The sequence below is a fragment of the Marinobacter sp. M1C genome (genome assembly GCF_023314135.1).
In the GTDB taxonomy this organism is placed as follows: Bacteria; Pseudomonadota; Gammaproteobacteria; order Pseudomonadales; family Oleiphilaceae; genus Marinobacter.
The window spans coordinates 4,533,571-4,552,863 of sequence record NZ_CP092289.1; the positions used below are offsets into that span (position 1 = coordinate 4,533,571).

General features: G+C 51.0%; 27 protein-coding genes and 3 pseudogenes. 8 read left to right on the plus strand and 22 right to left on the minus strand.

The annotated features are described in order from the left end of the window. Nucleotides 1-7: 7 nt before the first annotated feature. The 9 genes and pseudogenes from MIH19_RS21345 to MIH19_RS21385 form a co-directional block, all read right to left on the minus strand. Nucleotides 8-1,033: pseudogene (locus MIH19_RS21345) on the minus strand (transposase); the annotation flags it as partial. A 161-nt stretch (nucleotides 1,034-1,194) separates the two neighbouring features. Continuing rightward, entirely contained in the window at nucleotides 1,195-1,581 is a 387-nt protein-coding gene (locus MIH19_RS21350; RefSeq protein WP_249018577.1) for a group II intron maturase-specific domain-containing protein, read from the minus strand. A 91-nt stretch (nucleotides 1,582-1,672) separates the two neighbouring features. Then, complete coding sequence (locus tag MIH19_RS21355; protein ID WP_249006782.1) at nucleotides 1,673-1,882, minus strand: BrnA antitoxin family protein; 210 nt, start codon at nucleotides 1,880-1,882, stop codon at nucleotides 1,673-1,675. Then, nucleotides 1,875-2,174, minus strand: a complete 300-nt coding sequence (locus MIH19_RS21360) for a BrnT family toxin (RefSeq protein WP_249009066.1) — start codon at nucleotides 2,172-2,174, stop codon at nucleotides 1,875-1,877. The genes MIH19_RS21355 and MIH19_RS21360 overlap by 8 nt, the downstream gene beginning before the upstream one ends. Before the next feature lie 111 nt (nucleotides 2,175-2,285). Beyond that, nucleotides 2,286-2,585, minus strand: coding sequence for a helix-turn-helix domain-containing protein (locus MIH19_RS21365; protein WP_249006783.1), 300 nt, complete (start codon nucleotides 2,583-2,585; stop codon nucleotides 2,286-2,288). Then, nucleotides 2,578-2,892: a transcriptional regulator gene (locus MIH19_RS21370; protein ID WP_249006784.1), complete on the minus strand. Its 315-nt coding sequence runs from the start codon at nucleotides 2,890-2,892 to the stop codon at nucleotides 2,578-2,580. The genes MIH19_RS21365 and MIH19_RS21370 overlap by 8 nt, the downstream gene beginning before the upstream one ends. Before the next feature lie 138 nt (nucleotides 2,893-3,030). Next, a complete protein-coding gene (locus MIH19_RS21375) occupies nucleotides 3,031-4,242 on the minus strand; it encodes an FRG domain-containing protein (RefSeq protein WP_249006785.1) in 1,212 nt (403 codons plus the stop codon). Nucleotides 4,243-4,391: 149 nt separating this feature from the next. Further along, entirely contained in the window at nucleotides 4,392-5,027 is a 636-nt protein-coding gene (locus MIH19_RS21380; RefSeq protein ID WP_249006786.1) for a LysE family translocator, read from the minus strand. Between the two features lie 304 nt (nucleotides 5,028-5,331). Next, nucleotides 5,332-5,697: a cupin domain-containing protein gene (locus tag MIH19_RS21385; RefSeq protein ID WP_249006787.1), complete on the minus strand. Its 366-nt coding sequence runs from the start codon at nucleotides 5,695-5,697 to the stop codon at nucleotides 5,332-5,334. A gap of 825 nt (nucleotides 5,698-6,522) precedes the next feature. On the opposite strand from MIH19_RS21385, the gene ltrA reads away from it, so the two are divergent. The 4 genes and pseudogenes from ltrA to MIH19_RS21405 all read left to right on the plus strand — a co-directional run. Next, nucleotides 6,523-7,326, plus strand: coding sequence for a group II intron reverse transcriptase/maturase (gene ltrA / locus MIH19_RS21390; protein ID WP_249006788.1), 804 nt, complete (start codon nucleotides 6,523-6,525; stop codon nucleotides 7,324-7,326). Nucleotides 7,327-7,405: 79 nt separating this feature from the next. Beyond that, the gene (locus MIH19_RS21395) at nucleotides 7,406-7,726 is read left to right on the plus strand and encodes an IS66 family insertion sequence element accessory protein TnpB (protein WP_249006789.1); all 321 of its coding nucleotides are present in this window, start codon (nucleotides 7,406-7,408) and stop codon (nucleotides 7,724-7,726) included. After that, a complete protein-coding gene (gene tnpB, locus MIH19_RS21400; RefSeq protein ID WP_249006790.1) occupies nucleotides 7,726-8,094 on the plus strand; it encodes an IS66 family insertion sequence element accessory protein TnpB in 369 nt (122 codons plus the stop codon). The genes MIH19_RS21395 and tnpB overlap by 1 nt, the downstream gene beginning before the upstream one ends. Nucleotides 8,095-8,139: 45 nt before the next feature. Next, a pseudogene (locus tag MIH19_RS21405) lies at nucleotides 8,140-9,528 on the plus strand (IS66 family transposase); the annotation flags it as partial. Between the two features lie 150 nt (nucleotides 9,529-9,678). On the opposite strand, the gene MIH19_RS21410 reads toward MIH19_RS21405, so the two are convergent. From MIH19_RS21410 to MIH19_RS21420, 3 genes are read right to left on the minus strand one after another with little or no spacing between them, the layout of a single operon-like run. After that, nucleotides 9,679-10,686 (minus strand): tyrosine-type recombinase/integrase, encoded by a 1,008-nt coding sequence (locus MIH19_RS21410; protein WP_249005996.1) that lies wholly within the window; start codon nucleotides 10,684-10,686, stop codon nucleotides 9,679-9,681. Then, the gene (locus MIH19_RS21415; RefSeq protein WP_249005995.1) at nucleotides 10,683-11,627 is read right to left on the minus strand and encodes a tyrosine-type recombinase/integrase; all 945 of its coding nucleotides are present in this window, start codon (nucleotides 11,625-11,627) and stop codon (nucleotides 10,683-10,685) included. Before MIH19_RS21415 ends, MIH19_RS21410 begins: the two co-directional genes overlap by 4 nt. Next, nucleotides 11,624-12,886, minus strand: coding sequence for a site-specific integrase (locus MIH19_RS21420; protein ID WP_249005994.1), 1,263 nt, complete (start codon nucleotides 12,884-12,886; stop codon nucleotides 11,624-11,626). Before MIH19_RS21420 ends, MIH19_RS21415 begins: the two co-directional genes overlap by 4 nt. A gap of 180 nt (nucleotides 12,887-13,066) precedes the next feature. Here MIH19_RS21420 and MIH19_RS21425 point away from each other — a divergent pair. Beyond that, a pseudogene (locus tag MIH19_RS21425) lies at nucleotides 13,067-13,291 on the plus strand (transposase domain-containing protein); the annotation flags it as partial. A gap of 157 nt (nucleotides 13,292-13,448) precedes the next feature. On the opposite strand, the gene MIH19_RS21430 reads toward MIH19_RS21425, so the two are convergent. The 3 genes from MIH19_RS21430 to MIH19_RS21440 form a co-directional block, all read right to left on the minus strand. Continuing rightward, the gene (locus MIH19_RS21430; RefSeq protein ID WP_249006791.1) at nucleotides 13,449-13,766 is read right to left on the minus strand and encodes an antibiotic biosynthesis monooxygenase; all 318 of its coding nucleotides are present in this window, start codon (nucleotides 13,764-13,766) and stop codon (nucleotides 13,449-13,451) included. Nucleotides 13,767-13,879: 113 nt separating this feature from the next. Next, a complete protein-coding gene (locus tag MIH19_RS21435; RefSeq protein ID WP_249006792.1) occupies nucleotides 13,880-14,206 on the minus strand; it encodes an antibiotic biosynthesis monooxygenase in 327 nt (108 codons plus the stop codon). Between the two features lie 93 nt (nucleotides 14,207-14,299). After that, the gene (locus MIH19_RS21440) at nucleotides 14,300-14,620 is read right to left on the minus strand and encodes a hypothetical protein (protein ID WP_249006793.1); all 321 of its coding nucleotides are present in this window, start codon (nucleotides 14,618-14,620) and stop codon (nucleotides 14,300-14,302) included. 146 nt (nucleotides 14,621-14,766) lie between these two features. On the opposite strand from MIH19_RS21440, the gene MIH19_RS21445 reads away from it, so the two are divergent. Continuing rightward, on the plus strand, nucleotides 14,767-15,018 hold the full coding sequence (locus MIH19_RS21445; RefSeq protein WP_012137510.1) for a type II toxin-antitoxin system prevent-host-death family antitoxin: 252 nt from the start codon (nucleotides 14,767-14,769) through the stop codon (nucleotides 15,016-15,018). Further along, nucleotides 15,015-15,269 (plus strand): Txe/YoeB family addiction module toxin, encoded by a 255-nt coding sequence (locus MIH19_RS21450; RefSeq protein ID WP_249006794.1) that lies wholly within the window; start codon nucleotides 15,015-15,017, stop codon nucleotides 15,267-15,269. Before MIH19_RS21445 ends, MIH19_RS21450 begins: the two co-directional genes overlap by 4 nt. Before the next feature lie 220 nt (nucleotides 15,270-15,489). Here MIH19_RS21450 and MIH19_RS21455 read toward each other — a convergent pair whose 3' ends face one another. Further along, a complete protein-coding gene (locus tag MIH19_RS21455) occupies nucleotides 15,490-15,681 on the minus strand; it encodes a hypothetical protein (protein ID WP_249006795.1) in 192 nt (63 codons plus the stop codon). A 93-nt stretch (nucleotides 15,682-15,774) separates the two neighbouring features. Here MIH19_RS21455 and MIH19_RS21460 point away from each other — a divergent pair, with 93 nt between their 5' ends. Continuing rightward, nucleotides 15,775-15,999, plus strand: coding sequence for a hypothetical protein (locus MIH19_RS21460; protein WP_249006796.1), 225 nt, complete (start codon nucleotides 15,775-15,777; stop codon nucleotides 15,997-15,999). Between the two features lie 177 nt (nucleotides 16,000-16,176). Here MIH19_RS21460 and MIH19_RS21465 read toward each other — a convergent pair whose 3' ends face one another. From MIH19_RS21465 to MIH19_RS21490, 6 genes are all read right to left on the minus strand, one after another. After that, nucleotides 16,177-17,079 carry a hypothetical protein gene (locus tag MIH19_RS21465; protein WP_249006797.1) on the minus strand — a complete coding sequence of 301 codons (903 nt, stop codon included), beginning with the start codon at nucleotides 17,077-17,079 and terminating at the stop codon, nucleotides 16,177-16,179. Nucleotides 17,080-17,182: 103 nt separating this feature from the next. Then, nucleotides 17,183-17,485, minus strand: a complete 303-nt coding sequence (locus MIH19_RS21470) for a type II toxin-antitoxin system RelE/ParE family toxin (protein WP_249006798.1) — start codon at nucleotides 17,483-17,485, stop codon at nucleotides 17,183-17,185. Continuing rightward, a complete protein-coding gene (locus tag MIH19_RS21475) occupies nucleotides 17,482-17,763 on the minus strand; it encodes a type II toxin-antitoxin system Phd/YefM family antitoxin (RefSeq protein ID WP_249006799.1) in 282 nt (93 codons plus the stop codon). Before MIH19_RS21475 ends, MIH19_RS21470 begins: the two co-directional genes overlap by 4 nt. A gap of 164 nt (nucleotides 17,764-17,927) precedes the next feature. After that, on the minus strand, nucleotides 17,928-18,215 hold the full coding sequence (locus MIH19_RS21480) for a HigA family addiction module antitoxin (RefSeq protein WP_249008970.1): 288 nt from the start codon (nucleotides 18,213-18,215) through the stop codon (nucleotides 17,928-17,930). A gap of 10 nt (nucleotides 18,216-18,225) precedes the next feature. Then, nucleotides 18,226-18,504: a type II toxin-antitoxin system RelE/ParE family toxin gene (locus tag MIH19_RS21485; protein ID WP_249006800.1), complete on the minus strand. Its 279-nt coding sequence runs from the start codon at nucleotides 18,502-18,504 to the stop codon at nucleotides 18,226-18,228. Nucleotides 18,505-18,621: 117 nt separating this feature from the next. After that, entirely contained in the window at nucleotides 18,622-19,245 is a 624-nt protein-coding gene (locus tag MIH19_RS21490) for a SagB/ThcOx family dehydrogenase (RefSeq protein ID WP_249006774.1), read from the minus strand. Between the last annotated feature and the right edge of the window lie 48 nt (nucleotides 19,246-19,293).

The following is a 19,293-nucleotide window of genomic DNA, read 5'->3' on the forward strand; positions in this document are numbered from 1 at the left end:
ATGTTCCGGGATCACGACTGCGGAAGCGGTTGTCCGGGATGTAACCGTTGATCTGTTGCTCATGCAGGTACTGCATATTGGCTTCGTTGGCGAAGCCGGTGTCGGCGGTCACGATCGCGCCGGTTTGATAGATGTTGTCGGCAATGCCGAGTTTTTTATAACGACGCTGAACCGTTTCCAACACCGGCTTTAAAGTATGGTGTTCCTGACCTTCACCGAATGCCTGCGCATCGATGATGACCTGGTGTTTTTTGTCCACCGTGGCCACACCGTTATAACCTTGGATCGTGCCTTTACTCGTGGTCATCTTGCCGCTTTCGTTATCGGTGATGTTGCTCTTCACTTCCTTGTTTCGTTTCCCTTGGCCCATCCTTGGGCTGTTCGTCTTTAGGAAGCGGTCCACTTTCTTCATCGACTCGTCCAGAGAGAGCACGGTTTTCGCGCGTCGAATATCCCGATCCAGTTCCGCTTCCGTTTCAGCCTCGTCCCGCTCGTGATGCTCATGCAGGTGGTGGCGAATCAACCGTTTCAACTTGTCGCGTTTTTCGCTAAGTTCCTTAAAGGTGCCAGACCATTCCTTCGCGGCGTCCGACGACATTTTGCAGCCGTCGATAGCAAACAGCTCGTTGCCCAGAAGGCGCTGTTCATGGTACACCAGCAGTATTTGTTCGAACAGTTCTTCAATCTCATCGGCGTGCTGGCTGACAAACTTGGCCAGGGTGGTGAAGTGCGGCACGGTATCGCAGGATAAAGCTTTAAAAATGATGTTGGTCTCGCAGCACCACTGGATCTCGCGGCTGGAGGTGATGCCTTTGGAGTACGCGAACAGAATGATCTTCAGCAAGATGGCGGGATCGTAGGCCAGGCGGCCGGTGTCGTCGTTACGATATTTCGGGTGAAAAACCGTCAGGTCTAGCTTGTGCTCAATCAGGTAGTGAACCGCGTGTTCAAAGGTGCCGGGCTGGAGCTGCTCTCGGTAGTTGATGACCACCATCGTATCCTGGTCGTAGTTGTAGTGCTTAAAACGAGGCATTCCGACGGCTCCCTGTCTGTTTTCTCAATACTACCAAAATCGATCCGACTTGGGGTTTTTCTACAGCCTCAATCGGGATAGGGAGGCACCTCACGGCACCCCTCCCCCCACACCACCGGGCATACGGATCACGTACCACGGCGGTTCGGTTGATTGAGTTGTCAGCAATCCACAAGGTCCGGGAGCCCCATAGAGGCAAAGTACTGCCTCGGCAGGGCCTGCCTTAACCCCGGACTATGGCTCAAACGCCACGGGCCATGAGCAGACTTGGCCGTATTCCAGGCCAGCTTTACACTCACTCCGCGCTTGCGCAACTGGCGGTAACCGGATCGCTCCCATTGCTTTAAGTGATAACACCGGAGCTTGCGACGTACCCACTTTTCCAGATCCCGGATCGGCGATTTCACTTGCGCAAAACCGTAATAGCCTTTCCAACCTCTCAGGTATACCACTAACTCACCCATCACCGTTTGCATGGTACGACCTCGCGTTCGCCGGGTGATAGCTCGAACGCGATACTTGAACTGCTGAATCGCGTCTTCGCTCACCTTGCGTCGCTTTTCCCGATCCCGTCGAGTGAACGTGAACCCCAAGAACACTCGCTCCCAGGGACGACCAACCGCGCTCTTTTGTTAACTATCATTGCCACTGCAGCTTTAGGTCTCTGTGCGAAGACGCGCAGTCTCGAAGGTACAAGTTGATCAGGCTTTGATAGGGAATACCCTTCTGTTCAGACATTTTCTTGAAATAATCTACCGTATCTTCGTCAAGCCGGATCGTTACCTGCTTCTTGAGTTTCGCGGCATAAGGATTGGGCTTGGAGTCGGTAAAGTCGTAGTGATCACGCATGGCGGAACCCCTCATATATTTTTCTTTCGCGTTTCTCCGCCTTCCTGGCTGAAATGATGCGAATACAGTCCGTGTCTCTGACGCAGTGACAGACAACCAGCAGCTTCGAATGGATGCTTGTACCTAGCAGCAAAAAGCGATCCTCATCAACTTCAGAGTGATCCGGATCACCCAGTAATCGACCGAATTCATCGGTAAACACAGTCTTCGCCTCCTCGAAGGAGACAACTCCGTGCTTACGTAAATTCGCGGCGCTTTTTGCGGTGTCCCATTGAAAGTTGAAATGATGCATCACTACATCGTACCTACAGCGTAGTTATTCCGCCAGCACTGCCTGATAGTTAACGCTCGGCTTTGCGGCGTGCCGGAGCGCAGCGTAGGCGCGTCCGACAACAGCCGCTTGTTAACCCCGGAGTTCGAGGTCTTCCCGGATGACCTCGGGATGGCGAAAAGCAATCTCGATGAGCGCTTTTGCTGGCCCAGAAGGTTTACGTCGACCTTGCTCCCATTCCTGCAACGTACGCGCAGAAATATGCAGTACTTCAGCAAACTCTATCTGGGTCAGGCCGGTTTTACTCCGTGCTTCTGCCACCTCATTAGGTTCCACACGACTGGTTCGTGCGGCTTTGCCCTCTTTCATTTCTATAACGGATTGGAGTAGCTTGTTGCCAAGCTCCTCAGCACTCAGAATCTCGTTACTCATTTTCCAATACCTCACGAATCGACTTCAGGATATGCGCGGGTATGTTGTCCCTGACGGCCTTTTTGTAGATCACCAACAACCAGATCTCACCATTTGCCAGCTTGGTAAAGTAAATAACTCGCACCCCACCACGCTTCCCTGAACCCGCTATCGACCAACGAACCTTTCTACACCCCCCGCTACCTGGGATGGGGTCGCCAATTTCAGGATTGGCTGCCAGCCAAGCAAAGAAAGCGCTTCGCTCCTCCTCAGTCCAGATTTTTCTGGCATCCGCTTCAAATGTAGGTGTTTCGATAATGGTAAACATAACGGCCAATATACGTCATTGACGGAGCTTTGCAAAGTTGGCAGCAATTAGGGTTAACGCTGCCAGCATGCGCGGTTTTTGAGTGGAGGCGAAGCCGCAACGAAAAAAGCGTCGCCGTGCCTGGCCTTGTTATGACTTCTATCGATAGCCATTCAGATAGCTCAAGTAATTTGATAGACCATCAAGGTCTGGGAAAACAGTGCCCGGATGAACACCAAATTTAACAATCTTCTCCAAAAAATATTTCTTACGGTCAGCTGGGATCACTATCTTCTTAATTGACTCCGACTCCAGTTTCATATTGTTAGTGGGATGTATTGTGAACATTCCAGACTGTGCCGTGACCCTTCTTGTCGCGTGAGATGGAAAAAATGCAACTATATCCTTCAGCGTTGATGAATCTATTTCTTCTTCTTTTTTGAATCGGCCGATATCATAAACATAGATTGCACCGTCGGATTTGCTCAGACTGTAGACCGCGAAAAAACACGCGATCAAAGGGCTTAAACTCCAATCTAACAACCTTGTGGGAAGGCCATGGTGTTGAGCGATTGTAAGCCACTCGACTTCGCTCTCAGGACTGCTTTGTAGATGTGGTTTTGCATGAGTCTTGAAAACCCACATTAGGTTGTGTTCCCGCACATCTGCCGATTCAACATCATTATGCCTAAAAAGCGAAGGAAGCAGAGGATATTCGTGATTAGACACTCCTCGACAAAGAGCCGTTTTGCTTATCCCTTCAATCGCGTCGTCAAATTCCGAAAATGTTTTCACAACGACAAGGTTTTCACCTTCCTCATATTTGCTGAGGTCAGATGTAATCTTTTTCGTACTTTCATCTATTAATGCAAGTAAAAGATCTGCGATTATCTGAGCTCTGAACAAGGCACCAGTTCGTTCAGTCTGAGATACATCTACATAATATCTTTCACAGAGATTATAGAGGCCATTATTTTGACTTGGGTGTCTCTCGTTACCAATTATTAGAATATCTACAATGTCATTTGTTAAACCATCTCTCTGATCATTAACTCCAGAGAGAGAAATTTCTTGATGAAGGAAAGGTAAAATAAATTTTGCGTTGTATGTGACTACTTCGTCACGTCCCAGAAAATCGAGAAATTCATCGACAATTTTTACGAATTTTGGTTTATCTGCTAGAAACTCATTCGTTATTCCGTGTCTCTCAATAGCAGATGCGTCAACCTCGCGTTCTGGATTCAGGTATACATGGTAGTTACGTCCTGTTAGCTGTTCATCAATAAGCTCAACGCAGCCAATCTCAATAACCTTGTGCCCCGAAGAAAACTCGGACCCTGTTGTTTCAATAGCAACGACTACCTGTCTCAAATCTTAAAACCTCTTGTCATAACGCCCGGCTCACCGCGCGAATTTTTGATGGCGGCTTTTGTGCGTCTTTCTGCACAAAAGGTGACAACACAAATTTGTCCGGTGCAGCCGTTTGTTATGTGATGGCCGGTTGGCACTGGTGACTGAAATCACCTAGTACTCGCGGCAAGACGTACACCCAAGGTTACAAATAAGGCCCCAAGGCCTCGATCCATCCAAAGCCCAACTTGTCGATTTTTCTTCAAAAATGAACCTAGCTGAGACCCTGCCAAAATCAAGGGTGGCTCTATGAAAGCAGCGACAACAATTATGAGGCTTCCGTGGAGAAAGAGCTGAGCGCCATTGGAGCCGGCTCCATCAACAACAAACTGTGGCAAGAAGGCGAGGAAGAAAATGGCCACTTTTGGATTGAGCGCTGAAACCAGCACACCTTGCCAATAGACCGAGTGCTTGCTCTGATTGTTTGAATTCTCGTTCGAGACAAATGTATCGCCACGCGACAGCAGCATTTTGATTCCAAGCCATATCAAATAAGCAGCGCCCAGCCATTTAACGATTGAAAAAGCTAGCGCTGACGTTGCGAGGATTGCTGAAAGTCCGGCTGCCGCCATGACCACATGCAATCCAGCACCTGTCCAAATGCCAAACATAGCAGCAAGGCCCTGTCGCCGCCCATTGCGAAGCGTCTGCCCCAAAATGAAGGCAATATCTGGCCCAGGCGAAAGGTTCAAAAGAACCGCTGCCGACAAAAATGTCATCCAGTGTAGGATCGTATACTCAAACATTCCTAGGCTCCCTATGAAACGGCCATATTTTTAGCAGCGCACTGCACACATAACGAGGCTGTAGAAAAACTATAGAGCCTTGTTACGATGATGCTCCTATGTAAAGTCTAGACGTTTTTTCGATGACAAGTGCTCCAGATTTTTAAAATAGGCGCTATTTTTAGATTACTTATTGACCAATTCTAGATCCAAAAAAGCCTCCGACCTTTTTCTACAGCCTCAACGCTGAAATAAGCGGCGGCCCGACAGGGGCGTCCGGTGGAGGCCGCAGGCCGGAACGAACTTGATTGACTTGTTAACTGATTCAGATCCAAACGTCGTTCTCTGCCGTTTTGCTACCAGCCTCGCCGCCAGTATTCACAACGCCACGTGGCTCGATAAGCAAAACTTTTGCTTCATGTTCCACATAAGGCTTGTGTTCGATACCTTTCGGGACAACGTACATTTCACCCTCAGACAGATTTACAGACCCATCTCTGAAATCAATTCTCAGACTACCCTCAAGCACGATGAACGTCTCGTCTGTATCCGTGTGATCATGCCAAACGAACTCACCTTGGATTTTAACGACCTTGAATTGGTAGTCATTCATCTCGGCGATGACCTTTGGTGACCATTGCTCATCGAAGAGGCCGAGCTTGTTTTTGAAATTTACCGCCTGATAGCTCATGTGAACTCCTTTTCAGTAACAGTTAACGAGGCTGTAGAAAAACCCTCGAGTATTTTTTGATGACGCTCCTACGTAAAATCTGGGTGTGTTTTCGATGATAGGTCCTCCAGATTTTAAGAATAGGCGCTATTTTTAGATCGTTTATTGATCAATTTCAGATCGAGGATTGTCTTCGACCTTTTTCTACAGCCTCAACGCCGTTGTTCAGCGGCAGCCTTGGCAGAGCGAAGCGGCGACAAGGCTGTCCGGTGGAGGGCCGTCAGGCCCGGAACGAACTGGAACTATTGGTGTACGCCCAGCATGGGCATGAACTAATGGGGTGAAAGTCCCCTGTGGGAAGGTCACCGTTCAGCCGGTTTTAGCCGATTGAACGCTAACCACTAGCGAATGGCAAGGGCCAATCCGTGAGGAGCGGTCTCCGGAACGCCGGCCGGAAGTAAGCCGCTAGCAAAACTGCGAGCTGATGAACAAGAACATCATATGAGGCGTAGGCCGGAGGCGAGTTGGCACCAGACGACGAAGCCATGTGATCTAACGGCCACCGTAAATGATGCAGCGGTGCAGTGACAGTACATGTTCTTATCTGGGGAGATCTGCTCAACGAGCGATCGGTCAATTACCAGTCAGGCCACTGGTCGATCAAGCCTGGGCGCAGCCGTTGCCATCGGCGGTTGCGAGCGAACAAGATGGACACCGATAGCGCCGATAGGGGTAACCCCGCCGGTGATTGAGCAGAAGTCAGCAGACGGCATAGTAGCCAAACGCCCATCGTAATGGTTGGGACACGGTGAAGGCCTGAACACTTAGTTGAATAAAGGAGGAGCCATGACAGACTTGAACACACGAACACCGTCCGGTGATGACGTGATTCAGCGTATGGATATGAAGCCAGCCTTTAGCGAAGATCTACTCGGACAAGCGTTGCAACCTGAAAACCTTCAGGCGGCATGGAAACGCGTTCGAGCCAATAAAGGGGCGGCTGGCATCGACGGGATGACCGTTGATGAGTTCCCCGCTTGGGCAAGGTATGGCCGTTGGAAAGAGGTCGTTGAGGAACTGGAAACAGGTCTCTATTATCCCTTTCCGGTCAGACGTGTTGAAATAGATAAACCTGATGGCGGCAAACGCCAATTAGGGATACCCACGGTCACTGATCGTGTTATTCAGCAAGCCATTGCCCAAATACTAACTCCTATCTTCGATCCAGACTTCTCGAACAATAGCTTCGGGTTTCGTCCAAATCGTAATGGGCAGCAAGCGGTTAAGCAGGTTCAAGGCATCATCAAAACGGGTCGCCGTTTTTCTGTTGATGTTGATCTGTCTAAGTTCTTTGATCGAGTTAACCATGATTTACTGATGACGTACCTTGGCTACAAAGTGAAGGATAAACGGCTTCTTAAATTGATTAAGCGTTATCTCCGAGCTGGGGTTATCGATAACCAGCTCTATAGTGAAAGTCATGAGGGTGCTCCTCAAGGTGGGCCTCTTTCGCCACTATTGGCGAACATCATGCTCGACCCACTAGACAAAGAACTTGAGAAGCGAGGCCACAAATTCGCCCGATACGCAGACGACTTTACGATCTTAGTGAAGAGTATGCGTGCAGGCGAACGTGTACTTCATAGGTAAGCGCCCATAAATCAGCACCTACACCCGAGCTCGGCAATTGCACACACTGAACGCCTCATTCATTCCACGAGGAATCAGTATGACCCCGACCGAAAAAGTGCACTTCTGGCAGCAACAGATTAACGACTGGGAAGCGACGGACTTGTCTGGCAGCGCTTACTGCAAACAGCAGTCCCTGATTTATCATCAATTTGTTTATTGGCGCCAAAAACTCAGCTCTGTAGAAGATTATCCGAAGCCGGCGCCGGCAACCACAGGGTTCACTCGCGTGGTTCCTGCGTCCGACGTTGGTAGTGGCGACTCCGATGGTTTGACTGTTTCCTTACCCGGCGGCGTTTCCATCACGGGTTTGCATGCTGGCAACATCGAGTTGTTGGCTGTGGTTCTGAGGCAGCTGTAATGCGCCGCCGGTATTTGCGCCCGTCCTTGTCGTTGCCAGAGATTTATTTGTATCGGGCACCGGTGGATTTCCGCAAGCAGGCCAACAGCCTGGCGGTATTGGTTGAACAGGAATTGGGCCACAATCCGTTCACCGGCGCGCTTTACGCCTTCACCAATCGGCAGCGGAATAAGATCAAGTGTTTAATGTGGGAAGACAACGGCTTTGTCCTCTATTACAAAGCCTTGGCTGAGGAGAAATTCAAGTGGCCCAAAGCCTCGGATGAGCTGATGTTACTGACCGGCGAGCAGATTAATTGGTTGCTGGACGGCTACGATATTGCACTGCTGAAAGGCCATAAAACCCTGCATTATGAGGCCGTTATTTAAGTCTTTTTACGTGCTTCAAAACGTTGTTTTTGCTATAATTTGCCCATGAAATTAAAGCCTGAAGCACCTTCAAAAACACCCGATATCAGCGACCTTTCGGCCGCTGAATTGCTGTCGGTGGTTGAAGGCCTTCAGCAAGAATTGGCGGCCAAGAAGGCGGCCGTTCAACAACGCGATCATTATATTCTGGTTCTTGAAGAACTGCTGCGTTGGAAACGGATTCAGCAGTTCGGCGCCAGCAGTGAAAAATCCGCACACCAGATTCATCTGTTTGACGAAGCTGAGCTGGAAGTTGAGATTGATGCCCTGCGCGATCAGTTGCCAGACGATGTTGCAGAGGAAGAGGCACCACCGGCCTCCCGTAAACGTCGCCAGCGTGGATTCTCGGATACACTGCTGCGCGAGCGCATCGAATTGACCCTCAGCGACGAAGAGAAGGTCGGCGCCAGTAAAACCTTTTTTACCAAGGTTAAAGAAGAGCTTCAGTTCATCCCCGCTCAACTGAAGGTTCTTGAGTACTGGCAGGAAAAAGCCGTGTTCGAGCAGGATGGTGAAGAGCGTATCCTGGCCGCCACCCGCCCGGTTCATCCACTGGGCAAATGCACGGCCACCACCTCACTGCTGGCTTACATCATCACTTCGAAATACGCCGATGGCCTGCCTCTGTATCGTTTGGAACACATGCTCAAACGCCTGGGCCATGAGATCAGCCGCACCAGCATGGCACACTGGGTTATCCGTCTGGATGACGTGTTCAAACCGCTCATCAATCTGATGCGCGAAGTGCAAAACAGCAGTGACTACCTGCAAGCCGATGAATCCCGAATGTACGTTCTGAAAGAAGACGGCAAAACGGCGCAGTCTGATAAGTGGATGTGGGTCACCCGCGGTGGCCCGCCAGGGCAACCGTCGGTTCTGTTTGAATACGACCCTTCACGGGCGGGCAAAGTGCCGGTGCGTCTGCTCGACGACTTTAAGGGCATTCTGCAAGCCGATGGCTATTCGGGTTACGGCAAGGTGTGTCGAGATAACGACATCACCCGAATCGGTTGTTGGGATCACGCCCGGCGTAAGTTCGTGGAGGCCACCAAGGCGGCTAAGCCTCAGGGCAAAGGCAAGCCCACGAATGTGTCCAAGGCCGATGTGGCTCTAAGCCACATCAACAAACTCTACGCCATCGAGCGCAAGATCAAAGCGTTGAGTGTGGAGGAGCGTTACCGCATTCGTCAGGAACTGAGTGTGCCCGCATTAAAAACACTGAAGACCTGGCTGGAGACCAACGCAGGCAAGGTTGCGAAGGGCACCCTGACACGCACCGCCATGGCTTATACGTTAAACCAATGGCCCACCTTGGTGGGTTACTGTGAACGGGGCGACCTACAGATCAGCAACGTGCTGGCCGAAAACGCCATCCGTCCGTTCGCTCTGGGCCGAAATTATCCGTGGTTCTCGATTATGGAAGGTTGCGCCTAGAGACATGGACGATATGCCAGAATGGATGCTGTTTTGTTCGATAATAACCAAACAAAACAACATCTATCCTATATCTCCTTACGGTTTAATGTCCCTGTTAACCATGCATAATCACAAGCTCTGTAAGAACCGCAGGACGCTATCCGATGGCCGGTATCGTAATGGGGCGAGGGGAAGCGCTTGCAGGCTCTTTAACGCTCGTTCTTTCATCGCAAGATCAGCTTCGATGTACTGATGAGTGGTGGATAGATTTTCATGACCGAGCCACAGCGCAATGACGGTTATATCAACCCCAGCCTGCAACATATGCATGGCGATGGAATGCCGAATCAGGTGCGGAAATACCCGTCGCTTTGCTAGTTCAGGATATTGTCTGGCGGCGCATTTAACCGCTAGTTTCAATCGCTCGGTCAAGCCAATGCGTGTCAAATGGCCGCCGGATCTATTCGGAAAAAGCGGTTGCTCGAAGGAGCGTGGGGATTCTCGCAGCCAGCGTTTGAGCTGTGCGGCCGTATTTGGCCACAATGGCACCGCGCGCTCTTTGCGTCCCTTGCCGCGGATGTGAATGGAGGAAGCACTGGGGTCAAGAACCAGATCACCCACCAGCATCCCAGTCAGCTCGGATACACGGGCTCCGGTATTGTAGAGCGTGGCGAACATTACTCGATCACGTTGTCCCGTCCAGGTGTTTTGATCCGGTGCCGCGATAATGGCTTGCATATGCTCGCGTGAGAGGAATCCGACCAACGGGTGCTCGAAGCGCTTCATCGGGATTGCCAGCACTGATTGCGCAATGGCAAGAGCTGAAGGTTCTTGGTAAGCAACGTACGCCATGAAGGACCGGATCGCGGCGAAGCGTGCGTTACGGCTACGAACACAGTTATGGCGCTCCACCTCGAGGTACTGGAGAAAATCCAAAATAAGACCCGCGTTCAAATCATCAAGCACCAGGTCGCTGGGTTGTTTCCCTAGCCGCCGATGGGCGAATTCAAGTAGTAATCGGAAGCTGTCACGATAGGCCGCAACGGTACACGGGCTTGCCTGCTGTTGCTGCATCAGCCGCTGTACGAAAAACCGCTGTAATAGACATGGAAAACTTAACGGTGCTGGCGCGCTCATAATAGCTCTCCCTGGTAAAGTTCGGGACGCAAGGCCGCCTTGGCCAGCAACTCGGGTGTCGCCGTCAGGTACCAGTAGGTATCGGTGATCTTAGCGTGTCCGAGGTAGGTAGATAACGCTAGAATGTGGTGTTCGATATCGATGTTTTGCGCATACCAGCGCTCAAGGTTATGGCAGACAAACGAGTGCCGAAGGTCATGGATGCGTGGCGCAGGATGATCACCACGAGAACGCCACTTCAATTGTTGTCGTAATAACTTGAAGGCATATTCCACACTAGAGATCGACGCGGACCGGCCATAATCAAATACAAAGAACGCCTTGGTATTGGCGGCGAGAGGATGGTTATCGCGCAGACGTTCGTAATCTTGCAACGCGTTTGTCGTGGTGGAATGCAATGGCACCCAGCGTGACTTACCGAACTTGGCATTCCGGATATGCAGCAATCCGTGCTCGAGATCTACATCCGGGCGCTGTAACCCGGTAGCTTCAGAGATCCGCAAACCTGTTGAGGCGATAAGTCCGAAGATCGTGGCGCAACTGGCACCCCGTAAACCACCCGACGGGGGCAGAGAGGCGCAGGCTTCCAACAACGCGCAGATTTCGGCGTCCGTATAAATATGCGGTGTCAGCCGACGATGAGCACGCCCGAAGAGCCCACGGGGTGGAATCTCGGTCGCAGGATTAAACTGTAGGCAGTATCGAGCAAAGGGACGCAACACTTCGATACGCCGGGCGGCAGTGATCCGTTTGTGCTGGCGTGAAGCGCAGGCCCACTGCTCAGACAGCTTAATTGTCAGTGGACCCTGATGGCCGATGCGTTCGGAAAAGCGCGCGAAACGCTCTAGCTGCTCACCCTCAATCTTCAGTAAAAACCCTGCCTGCCGCCGGTAATTCAGGTATGCCTCTACCGTGGGGGCAAATGTTTCTGGCGTGTTCATGACTTCCTCCCAGGCCACGGCAGGGCCACCTGTGCTAGCGCCTGAATATCGACTTTGGCGTAGATTGTCGTGGTGTCGAGGCTGCGATGGCGCAACAGGTCGGCGATTTCTTTGAATCTGGCGCCGCTGTGCACCAGTCGACCGGCCAGTGTGTGCCGCAAGATGTGCGTGCCTCGAATGCGGTGTCCAAGACCGCAGCGTTGCGCTGCATTACGTATGGCATTGCGTATGATATCCGGATCGGCCGGGGCGTTGAGTGGTGGGCGATGTCGAACAAACAGCTCACGGCGAGTCGTTTGTGGCCGACCATCCTGCAAATATTGTGCGATCGCTCGGCCGGTTGCGTCTGGTAGCGGGAGGATATCGATGCGCCTACCTTTACCGTGGATATAAAGCGTTCCTGCTCGCCAATCCACATCGTCAAGCTGCAGGCGAGCCACTTCCGTTCGACGCAAGCCCAGATCGAGAAGGCAACGGGCTATCGCATAATCGCGCTTGCCCGTTGCATGGCGGCGATCAAAGGCATTGAGAAATTGCTCCACCTCCTTGGTGGAGAGTACCTGCGGTAATCCAGAAAGACGCCATTGTGCGACTTGAGGAAGGCTGGCAATCAACGCTGCCGTCTGCTCTCCTTGACTTGCTCTGAAGGCAAAGTAAGTTTTTAGCGACGAAGTGGCTGTACTAATCGACGCGGGTGCCCATGCTGCTGTGTAGTGGGCGAAGAAGCGGATCACATCCGCCGGCCCAAGTAAGCTCAGTTGCACTGGCCCAGCGCCAAAACTATCGATGAGAAAATCGCGCAGATGGCGTGCCCGGGCCAAACGGGTGGTCGGAGCCAGACCTCTCACATCGGCAAGATGCTGTTCGAAATCCTCTAGTTGCGCTGCGATAGGAGCAGGAACTACAGATATTTTTGGTCTGCATTGACCATTGCTTCTGAGCATCTTAAGTAAATGCCCGAGTGCGGCGCGGACTTCCTTACGCGCACGTCGGCACCGAGTTGCGCATCGACACACCAGCAGGTGTTCGTCAATGAAGCGTTTAACTAACGCTTCGCCCATGTCTGAGAGATGGACATCTTGTCCTCTGGACCAGTGAGCAAAATGCGCGACACTTCTGGAATATCCCTCGATGGTGCCAGAAGCATAACCGCGCTCGGCAAGGTATTTAACGTAAGGATCCTCACTGGAACCAAGTACTGTACCGGCGAACCACTCACTCGTTCTCTGTACATGCTTCGAATATGCAGAATCAAGCATGGCAACTCTCCTTCGTGATGGTAGAGAGCTACAAAGAAAGCACCGAGAATTATGTATGGCAAGTCAGCGCAGTGAGCCGTTTATAGCGCTGAAAAATAGCGACTTGGTGGGATTTGTCTTAGGCAACCTTCCATAATCGAGAACCACGGATAATTTCGATTATGGAAACGTGACCATAACCGGAAAGCCTGGCTTTTTGCAGATACCTCGCAGGGCGCCCGTGCCAGTGCAACGTGCTATTCCCTGGTCGAAACCGCTAAAACCAACAGCCTGGAGCCCTCGGCTTATATCCAGCATGTGCTGGAGCGCATTGCCGAGGCAGACACACTGGAAAAGCTGGAAGCACTGCTGCCATGGAATGTGGATCTGGAGCGGGCTTCAAAAAAAGTGCCGCAGATCGACTGAGGGCAAGTGGGCCGATTTAAGGGCGCTTACTATTGTTGTGGCGGTTTCACTCAAAATTATCTCCGTTTTTGACGGTGCCTAACGCTGAATTAAGCGGCGGCCCGTCAGGGACGTCCGGTGGACGGCCTTCAGGCCGGGAACGAACTTGAATGATTGGTTAAATGCCATAATCCCGCTCTACCTTTGCGACTCGGACTTTGAATTCGGCATACCAAGCTTTATGGCCCAGACGTTGGGCTTCAAGGTGCTCAGCATTTTGCTTCCAGTTCCTGATCGCTTCCTCGCTGGCCCAATACGAAACGGTGATACCAACATCCTCACGGGCTGACTCGATACCAAGAAACCCTTCCTGCTGGGCTGCCAATTCAACCATTCTGTCAGCCATAGCACCGTAACCATGATCACCATCCGTACGGACAGAGCTGAAAATCACCGCGTAATATGGCGGACTCGGAGTTTTAGCGATCCCTGACATAACTTCCTCTTGGCATTTAACGCTGAAATAAGCGGCGGCCCGACAGGGACGTCCGGTGGAGGCCGCAGGCCGGAACGAACTTGATTGACTGGTTACAAAGCAAGAGCACCCGTTTATCCCCGCAGCTCTGGTGAAAACCGATGCTCGATGACTTCATAGTGCTGCACTGAAAGGTCAGGCTCAAGCTCGTAAACCTCATCTTCCGGGTACAAACGCGCCTGTGAAATATCGTAGCCAGCGAACGCCTTGATGGACTCCAGCTTGTCCCAGTATGTGATAAGAGTGAGTTCAATTTTGTTGGTGAGAGAACGACGGAGAATCTGTGCACCGAGAAAGCCCGTTGTTGCGGAAGAGTCTTTGATGCCGGTTTCATAAAGATAACCTGTGAACCCATCACTGTGTGCTTCAGGCACTCGGCATTTCCATTCCCTGGCGATCATTACTACGCACTCTCCCTTGCTTTGTAACGCGAAGCGCACCGGTGGCTTTGACGCAGCGAAGCGGAGACAAAGGCATCCGAGTGCCGCGTCTGGTTATGTTTGATATTCGATTTCTACGGCCGACTCGTCTCCACAATGAATGAAGAATTCCCCTTTCGCTGAGCGTGAAGATAGAAGCTGAAACCAACCACGGCCGGATTTCTCGCAACCATCATCATTTCCAGACCAAGAAAACTCGACTCGTCCTCCACCATCAGGAATGCGGTAGTCAATTTGGCCCTCAACTGCTCCGAATACAAAAAAGCCAAGGCCATCTTCATCGAACTGGAAGTATCCGGGCTCGACAAGATCAACAAAGTCTTGATCCCACATTTCCATCCACTTAATGCGCCAGCGCCCAACGACTTTACTCAAACTACCTCCTTAAAACATAACGCTGAGCACAGCGGCGGCCCGTCAGGGACGTCCGGCGGCCGCAGGCCGCGTACTGCTGCGGTTTGTTAAATCCCCTGTCGTACGGTATCCTGAACATGTTCAATATCCTGTACAGGAGAAACCTTATGGATGCCATCAGCTACACAGCCGCTAGAACTAACCTAGCAAAAACCATGGAGCAGGTCTGTGAAGACCATTCTCCTGTGATCATCACCCGGAGCAAGTCACAATCCGTGGTGATGATTTCTCTTGAGGACTATGAGGCGCTGCAAGAGACTGCATACCTGCTGCGCGCACCAAAAAATGCCCGTCGTTTGCTGGAATCCGTTGCCGAGCTCGAGCAAGGCGGTGGTCAAGAAAAGGAACTTCTTGAATGAAACTTATCTTCTCCGAGAACGCCTGGGAAGACTATCTGTATTGGCAGAAAACTGACAAAAAAGCCCTTAACCGAATCAACAAGCTGATCAAGGAGACTAAGCGAGAACCGTTCGAAGGTGTCGGTAAGCCGGAGCCCCTCAAACACAACCTCGCTGGTTACTGGTCCCGCCGAATTAACGAAGAGCACCGCATCGTTTACAAAGTCACGGATGACGCTTTACTCATGGCCCAACTCCGTTACCACTACTGATTTAACGCTGAATTAAGCGGCGGCCCGTCAGGGACGTCCGGTGGACGGCCGCCAGGCCGGGAACGAACTTGAATGATTGGTTAGCTGGGTGTAACTAACCGCTCAGCCTTTGGCGCTCAAATTCATAGCCTATTCCGCTGCCGTCCTTGTACCAAGATCCGCCGATGCACAGTGTCAAAAAACACCGCAACCGATGCGGCGAACGAACCTGAACATAAGACTAGCAGATCAAAACCCAGCTTGCCGCGGACGGCCCCATGAACGGAACGCCCAACTTACCATCACCGCTTTTGAACAGCTGCGCTACCAACTGACCACCGATTTCGACGGCCTTGGCGCAACTGAAAAACACCGGTTTTGCTACCAACTCTGGGCCAAGGCCACTGGCACCAAACCACCAAAAAGGAACCACATCAATCCAGCTAACGCTGAATTAAGCGGCGGCTAAAAGCCGTCCGGTGGACGGCCTCAGGCCGGGAACGAACTTGAATGATTGGTTAGCTGGGTGAAACTGCCCGCCAAGCCATTGGCAACCAACGCGATTGCCTATTCCGCTGCTGACTTTGCACCAAACTCTGCCAGTTCACTGTGGTTCAAAACACCACAAACGATCCGACCGACGAACCAGAACGCCAGATTGCCAAATCAGGAACCGGGTTTCGGCGGACGGCCCCACAAACTGAACACCCAGTTTTATATCCACATCGCTGATGATTGGGCTGCCAGCTAACCACCAATTTTGACGGCCTTGGCCGGACTAAAAATTCGCGGCTTTGCTACCAATTTTATGCCAGGGCCTCGGCCACCAAACCACAAAAAAGGTGCGCCATAAATCCAGCTAACGCTTGCAGTTGCGGCAGGAACGGAGCGCAGCGGAGTACCTGTCCGACAACCTGCATTTGTTAAATCATTCCTTGGAATCAAAGAATCCACCTTGTATAGCTTTCATTCCAGGAATGACTTGGTAAATCTCAAGTACATCATACCAGATATGAATTATTTCTCCGTCGTAACCAAAAGCAATATCTTCTTTAAGCTCAGCTCGAATAGAGTCACCAGGATTTACAGATACATTTCCGTCTTGGAAACTAGCCAACCATGGTATATTCGAAATTTTGGCTTCAATTGCATGCCCGCTATATCTAAAAGCCCATTTTGATTTACCTAAATAATCAGGCTTTTTGACCTTCAAGATTCTGGGGCCTTGGGTCGTATGCACCTCTTTTGTTAGCCAATCAGAAATAACTTGTGACGAAATGGCAAGTTGTCCGTTGAAACGGGCATTGCCAACAACCGAGCGATATTCTATAGAGTCAAATTCTTCAAGAGAGCTCATTGCGTTCTGAATTTGTTTTATATGGTTCAGAAGGTCTTTGCGGTTGATCGAGCTGTAGGCAGGTATTCTCTTTACGTTCGTGAATTCCGCAGCTTCTTCAATCTGATTTTCCAGCTCCTTAATATCATCCATATCCTCGAGCGTTTCCTTCACCTCGCACCATTTCACAACTAAATATTTTGCTTTAAGCAGAAAATGGCCAAGGATCTTTTTTAACTCAAAGTCTTTAAGCGCATCGTCAGGTAGGTCTTTCAGAATTTCACCGAGCTTTGCACGTAGCGAACCCGTGTAAACGTCCTCAAGAATTACTTGTGGCTCATAATATGGACTAATTAGCTTTCCAAGATCGCGATCCAAATTACTAAGCGCATCGATCATCCCACCCATGGCATGAAAGACACGTGACGGATCACCTTCGGATTTGCGAAAATCTAGATAAAGCTCATAGTCGTAATCGCTTACTGATGAAGTCACCTCAAGATCCCTCTCTATGCACGACTTTTCAATTTAACGCTCGGCTCACGCGCCGGTTTGGAGCCGCGAAGCGGCGGAAAATCGGTCGCTGTGCAGCCGCTGGTTATGTTTCATCATCACCAACCTCGGACATCCGCAATAACTGACTACTGCGACGCACAGTCAGGATATTAACCTGATCTTTAACGCTATAAATAACCCGATAGGTTCCAAATATCAGCTCTCTGATACGCGGCGCCCCCACCTCGGGAACCATACGCCCACTTTTGGGAAAGTCGGCTAGCCGCTCTACCGTGGCGAATAAATCGTTAACCCACTGTAGCGCAGCATCTGGGTTATCTTCTGCGATATAACGAGAAATATCCTCGATACGCTCCAGCGCAAGCGGGGACCAAATAATCTTCATTGACCCAGTCTGCTCAAAACCCGAGCCTTTGCGTCCTCATGAGCAACACCATCCCCGGAGGCTATCTGTTCTTCGGCCTTATACACTTCTTCCAGCATTTCCAGACGCTCTTGCATCCTCTCGTACTCGTGAACCCCCAACAATACTGCAACGCCACGACCTCTTTGCGTCAGCACCATAGGGCGGCGGGTTTCATGGAGCTGCTTTACAAATGTGGCTACCCCCGCCCGAAATTCAGACAGAGGACGAATATCTTCATCTACACGAACCCTAGACATGACAATTACTCCAGTACGTTTTAGCGTACATTAAAGAGTACGACATCATCTGGAGGTAGACAAGGTGTCCGAGGGAAAAAACATAACGCCTGCCATCACCGGTGACAAAACCGCAGCGAAGCGGAGGGTTTGGCCTCCGGTGCATGGATTGGTTATGTGCTGCTTTAGGCCGCAACAAGCTTCTTCACCTTGAGCTCTTTGCGATGTTGTTCAGCATGCCAGAGCTCATATTGGGACTGCTGGTTTAGCCAGCTCTCTGCCGAAGTGTCGAATGCTATAGAAAGCCGGATAGCCATTTCGGGACTAATACCAGCCTTGCCGTTCAGCACGGCGCTCAAAGTCTTACGACTAACACCCAATGCCTCTGCGGCCGCCGTGACCGATAGGTTCAGGGGCTCCAGACAAAGCTCTCGCAGTACTTCACCAGGGTGGGGGGGGTTATGCATCAACATTGGCGGTACCTCAATGGTAATCTTCATAATTTACGATCTCGGCATCTCCGTCCTCAAATCGGAACGTCACTCGCCAGTTGCCACTGACCATCACTGACCAGATTCCGGCGCGATTACCGGAGAGTTCGTGCAACCGAAGGCCTGGCAGGTCCATATCTTTGGCATCTGAGGCTGCATTTAATCTACCGAGAATAAGCCGAAGCCTCTTGGCGTGAGCGGCCTGAATCCCTGCGATGCTGCCGGACTTGAAGAATTTGGCCAAGCCCTTGTGTTTGAAGCTTCGAATCATTCCTTGAATGTACCCTGTAACGTATCAGGTGTCAAAACACATAACGCTAAGCGCACCGGTGGCTTTTTTGGAGCGAAGCGGAGAAATCATCCGTGTGACGTGGCTGGTTATGCATAGTTAGACACTCCACCGTTGTCCGATACAAAGTAGCGCAGTAGGCTCCACATCTGAAGGGAACCCAAATGCTTCCTTCACCTTCGAATCATCAAAGCCTGCGACCAAAACACAACCAACCCCTAGAGCCGTGCACTGAAGATGAACATTTTGCGCTAAAGCTCCCGATTCCATATACACATAGCGAGAACCACGCTCTCCTTGGGGTGCCTGCGATTCAAAGCGGCTGATGGCTACTTCGAGCTTTCCAGCTAACCCAATGACGATGGCCGCGTCATTTAGCCATGGTTGATCGCCAATCCCCATTTCTCGTATCGACGCTTCTGGAGAGATGCTGCCAAGTAGTTTTAAAGAGTGATTGCCACTCTGGTATTCATAAATCCCAGGCTCAAGTTCCGCAATACGCCGCACCAAAATGTGGATCTGCAAAGGGTAGAGTCCGCCCGCTGAAGGTATTGCCTTTTTTTGCTCAGGGCCTGTTATTCCTTGCGCAGCCCACAGTAACTGGGATAGAGAATCAATACGCAGGGGAGCTTTAGAGTACTCTCGCACACTGCGACGATTTTCAATACAGCTAACCAATGATTCAGACTCAAGTGTTTCAGGAGCAGGTAGCTCGAAAATCATGCACTACTCCTTATGTATTGTGGCGTTACGCAATCGATTTCTCGAAGA

Bases quoted from the DNA above. Each gene is read 5' to 3' on its own strand.
- MIH19_RS21365 (WP_249006783.1), bottom strand. From the start codon at position 2,585: ATGAGTAACGAGATTCTGAGTGCTGAGGAGCTTGGCAACAAGCTACTC.
- ltrA (WP_249006788.1), top strand. From the start codon at position 6,523: ATGACAGACTTGAACACACGAACACCGTCCGGTGATGACGTGATTCAG.
- MIH19_RS21410 (WP_249005996.1), bottom strand. From the start codon at position 10,686: ATGAGCGCGCCAGCACCGTTAAGTTTTCCATGTCTATTACAGCGGTTT.
- MIH19_RS21430 (WP_249006791.1), bottom strand. From the start codon at position 13,766: ATGTCAGGGATCGCTAAAACTCCGAGTCCGCCATATTACGCGGTGATT.
- MIH19_RS21485 (WP_249006800.1), bottom strand. From the start codon at position 18,504: ATGATTCGAAGCTTCAAACACAAGGGCTTGGCCAAATTCTTCAAGTCC.
- MIH19_RS21355 (WP_249006782.1), bottom strand. From the start codon at position 1,882: ATGCGTGATCACTACGACTTTACCGACTCCAAGCCCAATCCTTATGCC.
- MIH19_RS21360 (WP_249009066.1), bottom strand. From the start codon at position 2,174: ATGCATCATTTCAACTTTCAATGGGACACCGCAAAAAGCGCCGCGAAT.
- MIH19_RS21480 (WP_249008970.1), bottom strand. From the start codon at position 18,215: ATGTTGATGCATAACCCCCCCCACCCTGGTGAAGTACTGCGAGAGCTT.
- MIH19_RS21395 (WP_249006789.1), top strand. From the start codon at position 7,406: ATGACCCCGACCGAAAAAGTGCACTTCTGGCAGCAACAGATTAACGAC.
- tnpB (WP_249006790.1), top strand. From the start codon at position 7,726: ATGCGCCGCCGGTATTTGCGCCCGTCCTTGTCGTTGCCAGAGATTTAT.
- MIH19_RS21415 (WP_249005995.1), bottom strand. From the start codon at position 11,627: ATGAACACGCCAGAAACATTTGCCCCCACGGTAGAGGCATACCTGAAT.
- MIH19_RS21435 (WP_249006792.1), bottom strand. From the start codon at position 14,206: ATGATCGCCAGGGAATGGAAATGCCGAGTGCCTGAAGCACACAGTGAT.
- MIH19_RS21490 (WP_249006774.1), bottom strand. From the start codon at position 19,245: ATGATTTTCGAGCTACCTGCTCCTGAAACACTTGAGTCTGAATCATTG.
- MIH19_RS21475 (WP_249006799.1), bottom strand. From the start codon at position 17,763: ATGTCTAGGGTTCGTGTAGATGAAGATATTCGTCCTCTGTCTGAATTT.
- MIH19_RS21450 (WP_249006794.1), top strand. From the start codon at position 15,015: ATGAAACTTATCTTCTCCGAGAACGCCTGGGAAGACTATCTGTATTGG.
- MIH19_RS21370 (WP_249006784.1), bottom strand. From the start codon at position 2,892: ATGTTTACCATTATCGAAACACCTACATTTGAAGCGGATGCCAGAAAA.
- MIH19_RS21445 (WP_012137510.1), top strand. From the start codon at position 14,767: ATGGATGCCATCAGCTACACAGCCGCTAGAACTAACCTAGCAAAAACC.
- MIH19_RS21380 (WP_249006786.1), bottom strand. From the start codon at position 5,027: ATGTTTGAGTATACGATCCTACACTGGATGACATTTTTGTCGGCAGCG.
- MIH19_RS21470 (WP_249006798.1), bottom strand. From the start codon at position 17,485: ATGAAGATTATTTGGTCCCCGCTTGCGCTGGAGCGTATCGAGGATATT.
- MIH19_RS21385 (WP_249006787.1), bottom strand. From the start codon at position 5,697: ATGAGCTATCAGGCGGTAAATTTCAAAAACAAGCTCGGCCTCTTCGAT.
- MIH19_RS21420 (WP_249005994.1), bottom strand. From the start codon at position 12,886: ATGCTTGATTCTGCATATTCGAAGCATGTACAGAGAACGAGTGAGTGG.